Genomic DNA, 15,119 nt, shown 5'->3' with positions numbered 1-15,119 from the left:
CCAGCTCACGATTCGGGTCTTTGAGAGGACTTATCCGATTGTGAGTGACGAGTGAGAGTTCCAGGAAGATCGATCGTCGCGATCGCGCCGCCGCCGGGCGCGTTGGACAGCCGTACCTTGCCGCCGGTCTCGGACACGGCCTGCGCCACGATCGCCAGGCCCAGCCCGGAGCCGGGCAGGCCGCGGGCCGAGGGCGAGCGCCAGAAGCGCTCGAAGACGTGCGGCAGCTCCTCCTCGGGGATGCCGGGGCCGTGGTCGCGGACCGTCAGCCGGCCGTCCTTGAGCGAGACCTCGACCTGGCCCTCGGGGCTGAACTTGCGGGCGTTGTCGATGAGGTTGAGCACGGCGCGTTCGAGCGAGGCGGGGCTGCCGACGACGTACCAGGGGTGCAGGTCGGTGCGCACGTCGGCGCCGCGCAGCCGGGCGCGTTCGGCGGCGGCCGTGACGACGTCGTGCAGGGCCAGCTCGACGTGCGGCTCGTGGTCGGTGTCGCCCCTGGCGAGCTGGAGCAGGTCGCCGACCAGCGTGGACAGCTCCGCGAACTGCGCCTTGACGTTGACCAGCAGGCGTTCCTTGGCGCCCGGGTCGAGCTGCCTGCCGGTCTGCTCGCTGCGCAGCAGCAGGTCGATGTTGGTGCGCAGGGTGGTGAGCGGGGTGCGCAGCTCGTGACCGGCGTCGGCGACGAGCTGCTGCTGGCGTTCACGGGAACCGGCCAGGGCGGCAGTCATGGCGTTGAAGGAGGAGCTGAGCCGGGCGATCTCGTCGTTGCCCTGGACGGGGATGCGGGTGTTGAGGTCCTCGGTCTCGGCGATGTGCTCGGCCGCCTTGGTCAGCCGGCCCACGGGACGCAGGGCCGTACGGGAGATGGCCCGTCCCGCCAGTGCGGCGCCGATCACGCCCACGGCCGCGATGGCGGCGAGCGCGAGCGCGGTGTTCCGCAGGGTGATCTTGATGTGATAGAGCGGCCTGGCCTCCAGGACGGCCACGCCGGGCGCGAAGTTGACGGCCACGACGCGGACCTCGCTGCCGTCCCGCGTCACGCCGTAGCGGTAGACCGGCTCACCGCCGCCGGATGTCGCCCTCTTGTCCTCCTCCGCCGGCACGATCGGCGAGCCGAGCGAGCAGGTCCTGCCGTCGGCGAACAGCAGCGTGGCCATGTCGTGGTAGTCGGAGGCGCCCTCCGGTGTGCAGTTCTTCTGGAGGAACCGCTTGTCCCCCTCGCCCTCCGGCTCCAGGATGGTCTGGTCGAGCTGCCTGATGACCTGGTTCTGCACGATGAACCAGGACAGCCCGGCGCACACCGCGATCGCGATCGCGACGGCGGCCGCGACCAGCAGCGTCAGCCGTGTGCGCAGGCTGTTGCGGATCACGGTGTGGCCCGCAGGACGTACCCCACCCCGCGGACCGTGTGGATCACCCGGGGCTCTCCCCCGGCCTCGGTCTTGCGGCGCAGGTACATGACGTACACGTCGAGGGAGTTGGAGGTCGGCTCGAAGTCGAAGCCCCACACCTCGTTGAGGATCTGGTCGCGGGTCAGGACCTGACGGGGGTGGGCCAGGAACAGCTCCATCAGCAGGTACTCGGTCCTGGTCAGGTCGAGCGCGCGGGCGCCGCGGGTGACCTCCCTGGTCGCCGGGTCCATGCGCAGGTCGCCGTAGGACAGCGTGCCGCCGTCGGTCGAGCCCGCGTTGAGCGCGCCGCGGCGCAGCAGCGCGCGCACCCGGGCCAGCAGCTCGTCCAGCTCGAACGGCTTGACCAGGTAGTCGTCGGCCCCCGCGTCGAGCCCGGACACCCGGTCGCCGACGGCGTCGCGGGCGGTGAGCATGAGCACGGGGATGTGGTTGCCCTGGGCCCGCAGCCGCCGGCAGGCGGTGAGCCCGTCGAGCCGCGGCATCATCACGTCGAGCAGCACCGCGTCGTACGGCTCGCCGGCCAGCGCCTCCAGCGCCGCCTGGCCGTCGTTGGCGGTGCCGACCCGGTAGCCCTCGAACTCCAGGCTCGACTGCAGCGCCTCGCGCAACGCGGGCTCGTCGTCCACCACCAGCAACCGTGCGGGCTCACTCATGTGTCACAAGATATGAGCCCACTATGAGAGCACGATGAACGGGATCATCGGTGTGCCCTGAGAAATCGCCGCCGGGGAACGGCGGTCCTTCCGGCCCGGTTCAGGGCCGCAGCAGCGCCATGGCCGCGTTGTGGCCGCCGATCCCGCTCACGCCGCCGCCCCTGCGGGCGGCGGCGCCGCACAGCAGGATGCGTTCGTGCCCGGTCTCGACGCCCCATCCCCTCTCCTCCGCGTACGGCCAGCTCAGGTCGGCGTGGAAGATGTGGCCGCCCGGCAGTCCCGCGTCCCTCTCCAGGTCGACGGGGGTTTTGACCTCGACGCACGGGGCGCCGTCGGGGGCGCGGAGCAGGCAGTCCTCGATGGGCTCGGCGAGCACCGCGTTCATGGAGGCGAACGTGGCCCGCAACGCATCCTCACGCGCTTTTTCTGGATTTTCCCGGAAAAGTCGGGCGGGCATGTGGAGGCCGAACAGGGTCATCGTCTCGGCCTTCCCCCGCAGTTCCGGCCCCAGAATGGACGGGTCCGTCAAGGAATGGCAGTAGACCTCCGCGGGCGGCGATTCCGGGATCTCCCCTCGCGCCGCCTGCTCGTACGCCTTCGCGAGCTGGTCGCGCCCCTCGTTGATGTGGAACGTGCCGCTGAAGGCGGCCCAGGGGTCGGCCGAGGGGTCCTTCAGCCGGGGCAGCCGGGCCAGCACCATGTTGATTTTGAGCTGCGCGCCCTCCGGCACGGTCGCGGGCCCGCCGAGCACCCGGTCCAGCACCGCCGGGGGCAGGTTGACCAGCACGTGGCGGCCGTCCACGGTGTGCTCGCCGTCCTCGGCGACGTACGCGACCTCGCCCGACGGCGAGATGCCGACGATCTCCGCGCCGGTCCTGATCTCCGCCCCGGCCCGCCTGGCCGCCCGCTCCAGCGCGCCGGAGACCGCGCCCATGCCGCCCACCGGGACGTTCCACTCGCCGGTGCCGTCGCCGATCACGTGGTAGAGGAAGCACCTGTTGGCCAGCAGGTCGGCGGACGGGTCGGCGAACGTGCCGATCAGCGCGTCGGTGAGCACGACGCCGCGCACGGTGTCGTCGGCGAACCGCTCGTCCACGGTCTGGCCGACGGGCCGGGCGAACAGGTCGCGCCAGGCCTCCGGGCCGACCAGGCGTTCGATCTCGGCGGGCGTGCGCAGGGGTTCGAGCAGCGTGGGGGCCAGGACGCGGGCCACGTCCGCCGTCATGGCGTAGAAGTCGCGCCAGGCGCGGTGGTCGTGCTCGCCGCCGGTGACGGCGCGGAAGGAGGCGGCGGTGCGGGCCTCGTCCTCGTTGTCGACGAGCAGGCCGGTGTCGCCCTTGGGGGTGTAGGAGGCGTACCGGCGGCGGCGCAGGTCGAGGTCGAGGCCGAGGTCGCGGACGATCCGGGTGGGCAGCAGGCTCACCAGGTAGGAGTAGCGGGACAGGCGGACGTCCACGCCCGGGAAGGCCCGCGTGGAGATCGCCAGGCCGCCGACGTGCCCGAGGCGCTCCAGCACCAGGACCCGGCGACCGGCTCCGGCGAGGTAGGCGGCCGCGACCAGCCCGTTGTGCCCGCCACCTGCCACGACGACGTCATACGCACCCATCCCCGCACCTTATGACCCGACCTGTGCCCTTAGTCAACGGTTCGTGCGGAGATGGTGCGGCCACTCGCGGGTGGGCCCGGCCGGGGTCCCCTCCCGGCCGGGCCCGGATCCGTCAGCCCGTCCTGTTCACCCAGACGCGCTTGACCGGCCACGGCGTGAGCCGTACCGAGGAGACCCCGCCGACGGCCGTCCAGCCGCCGGTGAGGACGATCGGCCCGGCGTACGGGTGCGACTGCTCCACCCCGACGGCGTGCTGGCCGGTGCCGGAGGTGCAGCTGCTGTAGGCGTAGCCGCCGCTGACCCAGGCGGTGCAGTCGGCAGGCGCGGCCAGGGCGGGCGACGGCGCCAGGCCCGCCGCGGCGAGGCACATCACCGCCGATCCGGCCAGGGCGACGAGGGGACGACGAAGGCTCATGCGGAGTCTCCTGAGTTTCGGGGGGTGAACGCGCTTACTTTTAGGAAACTTTCCTAAGGGAAAGCTAGATCGCGTTCCAGGCGGCGTCAACGGCCACCTTCGGGAACGTGCTCACGGACGGCTGGCGATGGCCAGGAGCGTGGCGGCCGGGGCGGTGAGCGAGCGCCCGCGCCGCCACACCGCGCGCAGGTTCCGGACCAGGTTGAGCCCGGCGAGGGGCACCTCGACCAGGCGGCCGGTCGCGATGTCCGCCTCGACCGCGTAACCGCTGAGCACCGCGGGCGCGGCCCCGGCCTGCGCCGCCCCCTTGACCGCCGAGTTCGACCCGAGCTCCAGGCGAGGGCTGGCCCGGTGGAGGCTCTTGAACGCCACGTCCAGCGTCTCCCGGGTACCCGAGCCTGGCTCACGTACCACCAGCGGCGTGGCGGCCAGCTCGGCCCCGCGCAGGGCCGTACGGCGGCGCGCCCAGGGATGGCCGGGGGCCACCACGACGACCAGCCGGTCGGTGCCCACCACCCGGCTGTCCAGCCCCTCCGGCACGGTCGGCCCCTCGACGAAGCCGAGCTCCACCTCCTCGCCCAGCACCCTGGCCGCGACGTCGGCGGAGTTGACCACGTCCAGTCCCACCTGGACCTCGGGCTCGCGGTTCTGCAGCTCGCCGAGCCAGCGCGGCACCAGGTACTCGGCCACCGTCATGCTGGCGGCCACCCGCAGGTGGGCCGCCTCGCTGTGCCGCACCGCCTCCACGGCCCGCATCAGCTCCTCGGCCGCGGCCAGCACCTGGGCCGCCCACCCGGCCACCATCCGGCCCTCGGCGGTGAGCGTGGACCCGCGCGGCGTGCGCTCCAGCAGCGGGACGCCGAGGCGGCGCTCCAGCATGGCCACCCGCTTGCTGGCCGACGGCTGGGCCATGCCCGCCGCCTTGGCCGCCTGGCCCAGGCTGCCCAGCTCGCCCACGTCGACCAGCAGCTTCAGCGAGTCGAGATCCGGCAGCGCACTCATAGCCACAGGCTATGGCCTCCCAGTCAACGCGTGTCTACCGGCCGGTACGCGGGGCCCGAAGACTGGGATCATGCCTCTCCCCGACCAGCGGATCCCCCCGCTCACCGCGCCCCGGCCGACCCCCGACCCCCGAGGCGGCGCGGCGCCGGCCGTCCCCGCGGCGTCGGTGTGGCCGGGCATCGGGCTGGCGGCCGCCGCCGTGGTGGTGGCCGTGGTGGCGAACCGGTTCGCCCCGGCGTTCAGCCCGGCGGTGATCGCGGTGCTGTCCGGGGCGGTCCTGGCCAACCTCGCGGCCTGGGCGGCGACGTCCGCGCGGTGGGGCGGGGCGGGGGCCGTCTGGGAGCGGTTCAGGCCGGGGCTGGCGTTCGTGGCCCGGCGGGTGCTGCGGGTGGCGATCGCGCTGCTCGGGCTCCAGATCGCGCTGCCGCAGGTGCTCGCGCTCGGCTGGCAGACGCTGGTGATCGTGGTGACCGCGACCGGCGTGACGTTCACGGTGACGCCGCTGATCGGCCGCCGCCTGGGCCTGTCGTCCGGCACGTCGCTGCTGGTGGCGACCGGGGTGTCGATCTGCGGGGCGGCGGCGGTCGCGGCCATGCGCGAGAGCGTGGAGGACACCGACGACGACGACGCGGCCGCCGCGCTGAGCGTGGTGGTGCTCTACGGCAGCGCGGCCATCGTGGCCGTCCCGGCGCTGGCGGCGCTGCTCGGGCTGTCGCCGGCCCAGCTCGGCGTCTGGACCGGCGCGGCCGTGCACGAGGTGGCGCAGGTGGCCGCGATCGGCGCGGCGTCGGGCGTCCTGGCCGCCGCGGTGACGGTGAAGCTGGCCCGCGTCGTCCTGCTGGCCCCCATCGTCGCCCTGACGTCCTTCCGTGCCCGCCGTTCCTTGACCGGTGCGCCCGCGGCCGACCGGCGGGAGGGGCGCCGGACGCCCGTCATGCCGCTGTTCGTGGCGGCGTTCCTGGTCATGGTGGCGGTGCGCAGCACCGGCTGGGTCCCGGACGTCGTCACGCGGGCGGTCCCGCAGGTCACCAACGTGCTCATGGCCGCCGCCCTGTTCGGCCTGGGCACCGGGATCGACGTGCGCAAACTCGTCAAGGGCGGGCGGGCCGTGCTGCTCGGCGCCATCGCCACCGGGCTCATCGCCGCCGTCTCGCTCACCGGGGTCGCCGTGCTGCTGTGAGGCCGCCCGAGTGGACGTCCTGGCCAGGCCACCGTACGCTGCTCTGTTCGGAACAAATTCCGTCAGGCACGCCGTTCTCCCTGAACCGGCCAGGACCACTCAAGGAGCTTGAAACCCGTCATGCGCAGCGCCACCGATCCCCTTCTCCAGCCGTCCGACGAGGTCGCCGAGGCCCTGGCGGGCGGCGCGCCCGTCGTGGCCCTGGAGTCCACGATCATCTCCCACGGCCTGCCGCAGCCGCGCAACCTGGAGGTGGCCCGCGAGCTGGAGGGAGTGGTCCGCGCGGCGGGCGCGGTCCCGGCGACGATCGCAGTCCTCGACGGCGTGGCCAGGATCGGCCTGAACGAGCTGGAGCTGGAGCGCATCGCCACCGAGTCCGGGCTGCGCAAGCTGGGTCAGCGCGACCTGCCGCTGGCCGCCGCGCTGAAGGCGAGCGGGGCGACCACCGTGTCGGCCACGTCGTTCCTGGCCGCCCGCGCCGGCGTGCGGATCTTCGCGACCGGCGGCCTGGGCGGCGTGCACCGCGGCTGGACCGAGGACCAGGACGAGTCCGCCGACCTCGACACCCTGGCCCGCACCCGCATCACGGTCGTCTGCGCGGGCGTGAAGTCGATCCTCGACGTGCCGGCCACGCTGCAGCGGCTGGAGACGCGCGGCGTGACCGTGGCCGGCTACCGCACCGACACCTTCCCCGGCTTCTACCTCAACTCCTCCGGCCAGCCGATCGACTGGCGGATCGAGTCGGCCGAGGACGCCGCCGCCGTCATGCGCGGCCAGGACGCGCTGGCCGGCCCGGAGACCGCGTTCATCGTGGCCAACCCGGTGCCGCGGGACCAGCAGCTCGACCCGGCGCTGCACGACCGCGTGCTGGCCGAGGCGCTGGCCGCCGCCGAGCGCGAAGGCGTCAAGGGGCAGGCGATCACGCCGTTCCTGCTCAGCTACCTCGTCAACGGCACCGGCGGCGCGTCGCTGGAGGCCAACCTGGCCGCCGTGCGCGGGAACACCGCCCTGGCCGCCGAGATCGCCGTGGCCTGGTCGCGGGCGTGAGCGACACCGGCCTCCTGGTGATCGGTGACGTCGTCACCGACGTGGTGGCGCTGCACGGCTCCCCGGTCATGGCGGGCACCGACACCGCCGCGGAGATCGTGCTGCGGCCCGGCGGCTCGGGCGCGAACACCGCCGCCTGGGCCGCCCACCTGGGGGCCGACTCGCGGCTGCTGGCCAAGCTCGGCTACGACAGCAGCGAGTGGCACACGACCGAGCTGGTCAGGACCGGGGTCCGGCCCCACGTGCTGGTGGACCAGGAGCACCCCACGGCGGTCGTCATCGCCATGGTGGACAAGACCGGCGAACGTTCCATGCTCACCAACCGCGGCGCGGGCGGCCTGATCTCCGACGCCGACTGGGACCCGTCCCTGCTGGACGGGGTCGGCCGGCTGCACCTGTCGGGTTACACGCTGTTCGCGGCCCCCGGTCTCCGCCTGGCCAGGGCCGCCGTCCGGGACGCCGTGGCCGCCGGGGTGCCGGTCAGCATCGACCCGGCCTCGACGGGGCCGCTGCGGGACTTCGGCGTCGAACGTTTCATGCGGGAGACGTCCGCGGCCGACCTGATCATCCCGAACCTGGACGAGGCGCTGGTCCTGACCGGCGTCCCGTCGCCGGAGCGGGCCGCCGTGCTGCTGAGTGAGACGTACGGCACAGCGGTCGTGAAACTGGGCGCCGAGGGCGCGCTGGTGGCGGTGGACGGCAAGGTCACGGCGACGTGCGCGGGCGTGTCCGCCGAGGTCGTGGACTCCACGGGCGCCGGTGACGCCTTCGCGGCCGGGTATCTCACCGCCACCCTCCAGGGGGCGGACGCCGCGCTCGCGCTGGAGGCGGGTTGCCGTGCCGGTGCGCAATGTGTGGCCCAGGTGGGCGGCCGTCCACGGTACGGTTTTGATCTGAACCGTCTTTACCCTATTCACACTGATTGATAGCTTGCCGCGTAGGCTGCACCATTAGCCACATGCGTACCGGGTTGCCCACGCGGCCCACTGGGGAGGTTAGGGTCCGCCGATGGAAGTCGAGTCATCGATCTGCCTGAGCGACCTCGTCCCTGCTCTGCGCTGGAGCCGCCCTCAGCAGGTGGCCGAGGTGCTGGGTGATCCGCGGCTGCCGGCGGGGTGGTGGTCCTCGCTCGCGGTGTCCAGGGCGCTCGGCACGGCGGGTCTCGACTGGGTCTGCGAACGACTCGCCCGGCTGATCTCCTCCCGCTGGGACCATCTGCCGCTGGTGGACCTGCTTCCCGCGCTCGCCGTCCATCAGGTCGATCCGGCGCTGCCCGGCTGGCCGGAGGCCACCCGTACGGCGATCACCGGGCTCGGCGGCTGGCAGCGGCTGCGCCGCCTGTCGCCCGGCGATCTCGCCACCCCGTCCGCGACGCCCGAGGTGGTGGTCGGCTCGGTCCTGCGCGAGGTGCTCGGGCGCATCCCGGCGCAGCGGGAGGCCGTACCCGCCCAGCAGTCCGGCTCGCCGGACGTCACCCGTCCGCTCGCGCGCGGCGCGACGGGGTCCTTCCCGGCCGTCCCGGTGGCCGAAGCCGGTGCGTACGCCGCCCAGCCCGCCAGCGGCCCCCAGCGCCCGCCCGCCGCCTTCACCCCGCACAGCGACGCCTTCCCGGCCCAGCCCCAGGGCGCCCCGCGCCCGGCCCCGGCCGGTGAGGGCGGCCTGCCGCAGCGCCCGGCCGCGGCCCGCCCCGCCGCCCAGCAGCCCGGCTCGTTCCCCCCGCCGCCGGAGAACGCCCAGGGACACCAGACCGGCTCCTTCACCGCCCAGCCCGACGCCACCCGCCAGACCGGCTCGTTCCCGGCCCAGCCCGCTCAGACCGGCTCGTTCCCGGCCCAGCCCGCTCAGACCGGCTCGTTCCCGGCCCAGCCCGCTCAGACCGGCTCGTTCCCTGCGCAGCCCGCCAATGGCCCTCAGACCGGCTCGTTCCCGGCGCAGCCGTCCAGCGGCCCTCAGACCGGGTCCTTCCCGGCGCAGGGTGGTGCGCGGCTGCCGCAGCGGCCCACCGGCGGGCGTCCGGACGGCGGCCCGCAGGCCGGCGCCGACGGCCCCCCGTACACCGCCCCAGTCCCCGGCGGGACGGCCGCTCCCGGCCCGGTGCCCGCCGACCCCGACCACGCGATGGTCCGCGTCGTGGACGGCCTGTTCCGCGGCCTGGACAAGCTGGAGCTGGCCGTCGCCGTGCACCGGCTGTTCGCCGAGGACCCGGTCAGCCTGCGCACCCTGGCGCACAAGCTGCTGGTGGACCGCGACGTGCTCTCCCAGGCCCAGCGCACCGCCGAGGAACGCGTCCTGCACTGGCTGCGCTCGTCGGAGTCGGCGCCGGTCACCGGCCACATGTTCCGGCTCACCGAATGGCTCGGCGCGGCGGCCACCGAGGAGCAGCTCATCGGCGCCGACCCGGCCCACCCGGCGATGGTCCCGTCGCTGCGCACGCCCCTGTGGCGGGTCCTGGTGACGCTCATGCCCGACCGCCGCCTCCAGGACGGCTGGCTGGTCGTCGGCGACATCCACGGCCTCCAGGCCCGTACGCGGCAGCTCCTGGCCGCCGCCCCGCCGGACACCGACGTCGTCGAGCTGCTGGCCGAGCTGGGCATCCGCGCCCACTCCGCCAAGGCGTGGCTCGACGCCCTGCCCTCGGAGTCGGCCCCCGGCCCGGCGGACGCCTCCCCGCAGCCCGCCCAGCCGCTCCCCCGCCGCACGCCCGGCGCCAACGGCCACCACCACCGGGGCGGCCAGCCCATCCCGACGGCGGGCGCGAACTCGATCGACCCCTCGGCGGCCCTGGCCACGTTGTCGGCGCTGTCCGGCGGCCGGTCCGGCATGCTGCCCGGCAGCCTGGCCGGAACGCCGTCCACGCCGCCTCCGCCGCTGCCGAGCCCGTCGTCGGACCCGCGCCGCTGGCAGCGCATCGAGGTCACCCCGGAACACCTCAGGGGCGGCCCGGTGCCGGTGCCGGAGGGTTACGCGGCCCAGCTCGGCATGCGTCCGGGCACCCTGCTGTCGGTGACCGGCCCCGGCGACAACGCGATCGTGCTGGTCTGGCAGGGCCACCAGCCGGTCTTCGACTCGCTGCAGCCGGTGCTCATGCGCCTGAACGCCCGCCCCGGCGACCAGGTCTACGTCACGGTGGACGGCTACCGCCTGGAGGCCCAGCTCACCGGCTGACCTCGCGCCTACGCGGTCACCCGAACAGGCCCAGCCGGTGGGCCGTGGCCGCCGCCTCGCCGCGGGTGGCGACGCCCAGTTTGGCCAGGATGTTGGAGACGTGCACGCTGACCGTCTTCACCGAGATGAACAGCGCCGCGGCGATCTCCCGGTTGCTGCGCCCGTTGCTCACCTCGCGCAGCACCTCCAGCTCGCGCGCGGTCAGCCCCAGCGGCGGCCCCTCGGGCTCGTCGGCGCCGCCGACGCGGGCCCGCCGTCCGAACACGTCGAGCTGTTCGAGCAGCGGCGTGGCGCCCAGCTGCGCGGCCAGCTCCCGCGCCCGCGTCACCATCCCGGCCGCGGCGCGCCGGTCGCCCGCGGCCAGCGCCGCCTGGGCGGCCCCCGCCAGGCACTGCGCCTCCGCGTACGGCTGCCGCAAGCCCGCCCAGGCCGCCACCGCCGACTCCCACGCCTTGAGCTGGGCCGCCCCGCCGAGCCCCTCCTCCGGCCCGGTCAGCGCCGCGAACGTCAGCCGCTGCGCCTCCTGCAGGTCGCCGTCCACGGCCAGCTCCCGCGCCACCTCCCGCAGCCGCGCCACGACGGCCGCCGCGACCCTCGCGTACGGCGCGCCGCCCTCGCCGAGCGCGGGCCGGGCGAGCTGCGCGAACGTCACCAGCAGCGGCCAGGCGTAACGCGGCGAGGGCAGCAGGTCCTGGTTCTCCAGCCCCCGGGACGCGGCCTCCAGCGCCTCGCCGAGCCGCCCCTGCGCCCGCAGCAGCAGGACCTGCCTGCGCAGCTGCGGCAGCACGGTCTGGTCCCGGTAGGTGCCGCGCGCGAACACGCTGGCGGAGGACGACAGCAGCTTGTCGGCCCGGTCGATCTGTCCCCGCGCGAGCGCGATGTCCACCAGGAACCCCTGGAGACTGGCCCGGTAGGGGGCCGGCGGCGCGAGGTCGAGCGCCTGCTCGACCACCTGGAGCGCCTCGTCCCAGCGGCCCAGCGAGAGCAGCGGCTCGGTCAGGTTGATCGCCAGGAAGGTGCCGGACGTGCGCGCCAGGCCGTAGTGCCCGGCCTCCTGCACGCCCTCGCGGGCGACCTGGGCGGCCCGCTCGTGCCGTCCGGCGCCCTCCAGCGCGTCGGACTCGGAGATCGCGCAGCGCATCAGCGCGTTGTAGGCGCCCTGGGCGCGGGCGACCCGGCGCGCCTCGGCGAACTGCCCGAGCTGGGCCTCGATGTCGGAGAAGCGCGACCGCGCCCAGGCGAGGCTGATGAGCGCGTGGGCCTCGACGTTGGCGTCGCCCATCTGGTGGCCGATCTCCATGGCGAGCTGCGCCGTCGCCAGCTTCTCCGGCCAGTCCTCGGGACGGTGCAGCATGCGCGCCAGCGTCTCCAGGACCTGGCCGCGCAGCTTGCTCGGCGGCTCGGCGGGCACCAGCTCGGCCGCCTGGCGCAGGTCGTCGAGATAGCCGGCGCGGCCCAGGTCGTAGCGGGTCAGGCCGCGCTGGCGCAGCAGGGTGGCCGCGGTGATCGGGTCGGCGTCGAGGTCGACCTCGGCGAGCGCGGCCCCGGCCAGCGCCAGGCTGCGCTCGTACTCGCCGGCGAGGTGGGCGACCGTGGAGGTCTGCCTGAGCACGTCGAGGCGGCCGCAGCCGATGCGCTCGGCGGCGTCGGGCACCTGGTCCCACAGCTCCAGCACCCGCGAGAGCATCCTGAGCTGCTCGTCGTAGGCGGTGGACTTGCGGGCCGCGGCGGCCGCGCGCCAGGCGCTTACCAGCGCCCAGGTGGAGTCGTGGGCGGAGTGCCAGTGGTGGGCCAGCTCGATCGCGCCGCGCGGGGCGGGCAGGATCGACAGGTCGCGTTCGAGTGCCTGCGCGTAGCGGGTGTGCAGGCGGGTGTGCTCGCCGGGCAGCAGGTCGTCGTGGAGCGCCTCGCGGATGAGCGCGTGCCGGAAGCCGTAGCCCTCGCCGTCGACCACCAGCACGTTGCCCGCCACGGCGGGGCGCAGCGCCCGCGACAGGGCGGTGTCGTCGAGCCCGGCCACCGCGCTCAGCAGGTCGTGCTCGATGCGCTGGCCGCCCGCGCTGGCCACGCGCAGCAGCTCCTGCGTCTCGTCGGGCAGCCGCTCGACGCTGGCCAGCAGCAGGTCGCGCAGGGACTCGGGCAGCATGTCGCCGCCGTCGGCCTCGCTCAGCAGCGCCTCGACGAACAGCGGGTTGCCCTCGCTGCGGGCGTAGATCAGGTCCATCGCGGCGGCCGACGGCTCGCGCCGCAGGATGCTGGCCGCCTGCGCGACGGCCTCCCTGCGGGTGAGGCGGCGCAGCTCGATCCGGCTCACCCACTCGATGCGGCCCAGCTCGGCCAGCATCGGCCGGAGCGGATGGGTGCGGTGCAGCTCGTCGGTGCGGTAGGTGACCACGATCATCAGCCGGGCCGCCGTGCGCTGGTAGCGGACCAGGAACGACAGCAGGTCTCGGGTGGAGCGGTCGGCCCAGTGGGCGTCCTCGACCACCAGCAGCACCGGACGCTCCTCGGCCAGCCGCTCCAGCAGCCCGAGCACCTGCTCGAACAGCCGGGCCCGCGCCTCGGCGCCGTCCTTGTCCGGCTCGCCGAACTCGGGCAGCAGCCGGGCCAGCCCGCGCGTCGTGCCGCCGGGCACCAACGCCGCCACGCCGTCGCGCCCCAGCTCGCGCACGAGCCCGCGCAGGACGGCCGTGAACGGCGCGAACGGCAGGCCCTCGGTGCCCAGCTCCAGGCAGCCGCCGACGAGCACCCGCGCCTCGCCCGCCCGGTCGATGAACTCGCTGATCAGGCGGGTCTTGCCGACCCCCGCCTCGCCGCCCACGAGCACGGTGGACGACGCGCCCGCACGTGCTCTGGCCAGGGCGTCGCCCAGAGCGTGCAGCTCGCGGGCGCGCCCGACGAACAGGGGGCTGACGGTGTGAATGCTCACGCCCCAAGGATGCCATCAAACACCGACAAAACGGACCGAAACTCCGGGCCGTCGTCTGTCAGCGCAAAACCTTGCGGAAGAAGGTGGCCGACGCCTCGTACCCCAGGGCGTGGTAGAACTCCGGCGCCCGCCGGGTGGCCATCGCCACGTACCCGGCGTGACGGGTACGGGCCCACGCCTCGAACTCCTCCAGCAGCCGGCGGCCGATGCCCTGCCGGCGCGAGCCCGACTGGACCATCGCCTCCTCGACCCAGGCGACCGGCCCGTTGGCGAACAGCGTCAGGTGCACGAACCCCAGCAGGTACCCGTGGACGCGCCCGCCCACCACGGCCGTGAGCAGCAGGGCGTCCTCGTTGCGCAGGAGCTGCGGGAGCGCGGCGTCGAAGGCCGCGCGCTCCGGCCTGAAGGTCAGCCCGAACTCGCGCGCCAACGCGAACACCTCGTCCGCGTCCGCCTTCTCCGCCCTCCTGATGAGAAGATCGTCCGCCGTCATGAGGTACGACACTAGAACCTCTGTGCCCTTTCGTCCATCGTGCCACGGGAGTGTGCCGTGACGTCCGGTACGGCCTCCGGTCAGAGGTCGCCGAGGCCGAGCTGGCGGGCGATGAGCATGCGCTGCACCTCGCTGGTGCCCTCGCCGATCTCCAGGATCTTGGCGTCGCGGTAGAAGCGGCCGACCGGGAACTCGTTCATGAAGCCGTACCCGCCGAACACCTGGGTGGCGTCGCGGGAGTTGTCCATGGCCGCGTTCGAGGACACCAGCTTGGCGATCGCCGCCTCCTTCTTGAACGGCACCCCGGCCAGCATCTTCTCGGCCGCGTGGTAGTAGGCCAGCCGGGCGGTGTGGGCGCGCACCTCCATGTCGGCGATCTTGAACTGGATGGCCTGGTAGTGGCCGATCGGGTGGCCGAACGCCTTGCGGTCCCTGACGTACTTGAGGCATTCGTCCACGCAGCCCTGGGCCAGGCCCACGCTGAGGGCGGCGATGGCGATGCGGCCCTCGTCGAGGGTCTGCAGGAACTGCGCGTAGCCGCGTCCGCGCTCGCCGAGCAGGTTGGCGGCGGGCACCCGGCAGTCGGAGAAGGACAGCTCGCGGGTGTCGGAGGCGTTCCAGCCGACCTTGGAGTACTTCTTGGAGACCGTGAACCCCGGCGTGCCGCTCGGCACCAGGATCGTGGAGATCTCCCGCTCGCCGGTGAGCGCGGCCACGCCGATCACGCCGGTGATGTCGGTGCCGGAGTTGGTGATGAACGCCTTCGTCCCGTTGATCACCCATTCGCCGCCGTCGAGCACGGCGGTCGTCCGCATGCCGCCCGGCACGTCGGAGCCGCCGCCGGGCTCGGTCAGCCCGAACGCGCCCAGCATCTCGCCGGAGGCCAGCCGGGGCAGCCACTCCTGGCGCTGCTCGTCGGTGCCGAATCGGTAGATCGGCATCGCGCCCAGCGAGACGGCGGCCTCCAGGGTGATCGCCACGCTGGAGTCCGCGCGGGCCAGCTCCTCAAGGGCCAGGCACAGCGCGAAGTAGTCGCCGCCCATGCCGCCGTACTCCTCCGGGAACGGCAGGCCGAACAGCCCCATGTCGGCCATCTTGCGCACGATGTCGTAGGGGAACTCCTCGCGCTCGTAGTAGTCGCCGATCACGGGGGCCACCACGTCACGGGCGAACGCCTCGACGGTCTTGCGCAACTCTTGGTATTCGTCGTTCAGCAT

Annotated in this window: 12 protein-coding genes; 4 read left to right on the top strand and 8 right to left on the bottom strand. The window is 74.0% G+C overall.

Translation table 11 applies throughout. From position 1 onward, the window contains the following. Positions 1-5: 5 nt before the first annotated feature. The 5 genes from ACIBK9_RS39115 to ACIBK9_RS39095 form a co-directional block, all read right to left on the bottom strand. Positions 6-1,370 carry a sensor histidine kinase gene (locus ACIBK9_RS39115; RefSeq protein WP_397163837.1) on the bottom strand — a complete coding sequence of 455 codons (1,365 nt, stop codon included), beginning with the start codon at positions 1,368-1,370 and terminating at the stop codon, positions 6-8. After that, positions 1,367-2,065 carry a response regulator transcription factor gene (locus ACIBK9_RS39110; RefSeq protein ID WP_397163835.1) on the bottom strand — a complete coding sequence of 233 codons (699 nt, stop codon included), beginning with the start codon at positions 2,063-2,065 and terminating at the stop codon, positions 1,367-1,369. The genes ACIBK9_RS39115 and ACIBK9_RS39110 overlap by 4 nt, the downstream gene beginning before the upstream one ends. A gap of 100 nt (positions 2,066-2,165) precedes the next feature. Further along, positions 2,166-3,671: a phytoene desaturase family protein gene (locus ACIBK9_RS39105; protein ID WP_397163834.1), complete on the bottom strand. Its 1,506-nt coding sequence runs from the start codon at positions 3,669-3,671 to the stop codon at positions 2,166-2,168. Between the two features lie 112 nt (positions 3,672-3,783). Continuing rightward, on the bottom strand, positions 3,784-4,086 hold the full coding sequence (locus tag ACIBK9_RS39100) for a hypothetical protein (RefSeq protein WP_397163833.1): 303 nt from the start codon (positions 4,084-4,086) through the stop codon (positions 3,784-3,786). 111 nt (positions 4,087-4,197) lie between these two features. Next, complete coding sequence (locus ACIBK9_RS39095; RefSeq protein WP_358285206.1) at positions 4,198-5,088, bottom strand: LysR substrate-binding domain-containing protein; 891 nt, start codon at positions 5,086-5,088, stop codon at positions 4,198-4,200. A gap of 70 nt (positions 5,089-5,158) precedes the next feature. Between ACIBK9_RS39095 and ACIBK9_RS39090 the strand changes: the two genes are divergently transcribed. The 4 genes from ACIBK9_RS39090 (at position 5,159) to ACIBK9_RS39075 (ending at position 10,480) form a co-directional block, all read left to right on the top strand. Next, positions 5,159-6,268 (top strand): YeiH family protein, encoded by a 1,110-nt coding sequence (locus ACIBK9_RS39090; RefSeq protein WP_397163832.1) that lies wholly within the window; start codon positions 5,159-5,161, stop codon positions 6,266-6,268. 120 nt (positions 6,269-6,388) lie between these two features. After that, positions 6,389-7,315 (top strand): pseudouridine-5'-phosphate glycosidase, encoded by a 927-nt coding sequence (locus tag ACIBK9_RS39085; protein ID WP_397163830.1) that lies wholly within the window; start codon positions 6,389-6,391, stop codon positions 7,313-7,315. Further along, positions 7,312-8,241: a carbohydrate kinase family protein gene (locus ACIBK9_RS39080; protein WP_397163829.1), complete on the top strand. Its 930-nt coding sequence runs from the start codon at positions 7,312-7,314 to the stop codon at positions 8,239-8,241. The genes ACIBK9_RS39085 and ACIBK9_RS39080 overlap by 4 nt, the downstream gene beginning before the upstream one ends. A gap of 82 nt (positions 8,242-8,323) precedes the next feature. Continuing rightward, positions 8,324-10,480 carry a hypothetical protein gene (locus tag ACIBK9_RS39075; protein WP_397163828.1) on the top strand — a complete coding sequence of 719 codons (2,157 nt, stop codon included), beginning with the start codon at positions 8,324-8,326 and terminating at the stop codon, positions 10,478-10,480. A 16-nt stretch (positions 10,481-10,496) separates the two neighbouring features. Here the strand turns inward: ACIBK9_RS39075 and ACIBK9_RS39070 are convergent, their stop codons facing one another. The 3 genes from ACIBK9_RS39070 to ACIBK9_RS39060 form a co-directional block, all read right to left on the bottom strand. After that, positions 10,497-13,409, bottom strand: a complete 2,913-nt coding sequence (locus ACIBK9_RS39070) for an ATP-binding protein (protein ID WP_397163827.1) — start codon at positions 13,407-13,409, stop codon at positions 10,497-10,499. A 58-nt stretch (positions 13,410-13,467) separates the two neighbouring features. After that, positions 13,468-13,902, bottom strand: coding sequence for a GNAT family N-acetyltransferase (locus tag ACIBK9_RS39065; protein WP_397163825.1), 435 nt, complete (start codon positions 13,900-13,902; stop codon positions 13,468-13,470). Between the two features lie 80 nt (positions 13,903-13,982). After that, entirely contained in the window at positions 13,983-15,119 is a 1,137-nt protein-coding gene (locus ACIBK9_RS39060; protein WP_352357043.1) for an acyl-CoA dehydrogenase family protein, read from the bottom strand.

This window comes from Nonomuraea sp. NPDC050227 (assembly GCF_044459705.1).
Lineage (GTDB): Bacteria > Actinomycetota > Actinomycetes > Streptosporangiales > Streptosporangiaceae > Nonomuraea.
The sequence above is the reverse complement of the archived record's forward strand: the minus strand, read 5'-3'. Positions and strand labels throughout refer to the sequence as shown.

Bases quoted from the DNA above. Each gene is read 5' to 3' on its own strand.
- ACIBK9_RS39105 (WP_397163834.1), bottom strand. From the start codon at position 3,671: ATGGGTGCGTATGACGTCGTCGTGGCAGGTGGCGGGCACAACGGGCTG.
- ACIBK9_RS39090 (WP_397163832.1), top strand. From the start codon at position 5,159: ATGCCTCTCCCCGACCAGCGGATCCCCCCGCTCACCGCGCCCCGGCCG.
- ACIBK9_RS39085 (WP_397163830.1), top strand. From the start codon at position 6,389: ATGCGCAGCGCCACCGATCCCCTTCTCCAGCCGTCCGACGAGGTCGCC.
- ACIBK9_RS39075 (WP_397163828.1), top strand. From the start codon at position 8,324: ATGGAAGTCGAGTCATCGATCTGCCTGAGCGACCTCGTCCCTGCTCTG.
- ACIBK9_RS39100 (WP_397163833.1), bottom strand. From the start codon at position 4,086: ATGAGCCTTCGTCGTCCCCTCGTCGCCCTGGCCGGATCGGCGGTGATG.
- ACIBK9_RS39110 (WP_397163835.1), bottom strand. From the start codon at position 2,065: ATGAGTGAGCCCGCACGGTTGCTGGTGGTGGACGACGAGCCCGCGTTG.
- ACIBK9_RS39065 (WP_397163825.1), bottom strand. From the start codon at position 13,902: ATGACGGCGGACGATCTTCTCATCAGGAGGGCGGAGAAGGCGGACGCG.
- ACIBK9_RS39060 (WP_352357043.1), bottom strand. From the start codon at position 15,119: ATGCTGAACGACGAATACCAAGAGTTGCGCAAGACCGTCGAGGCGTTC.
- ACIBK9_RS39095 (WP_358285206.1), bottom strand. From the start codon at position 5,088: ATGAGTGCGCTGCCGGATCTCGACTCGCTGAAGCTGCTGGTCGACGTG.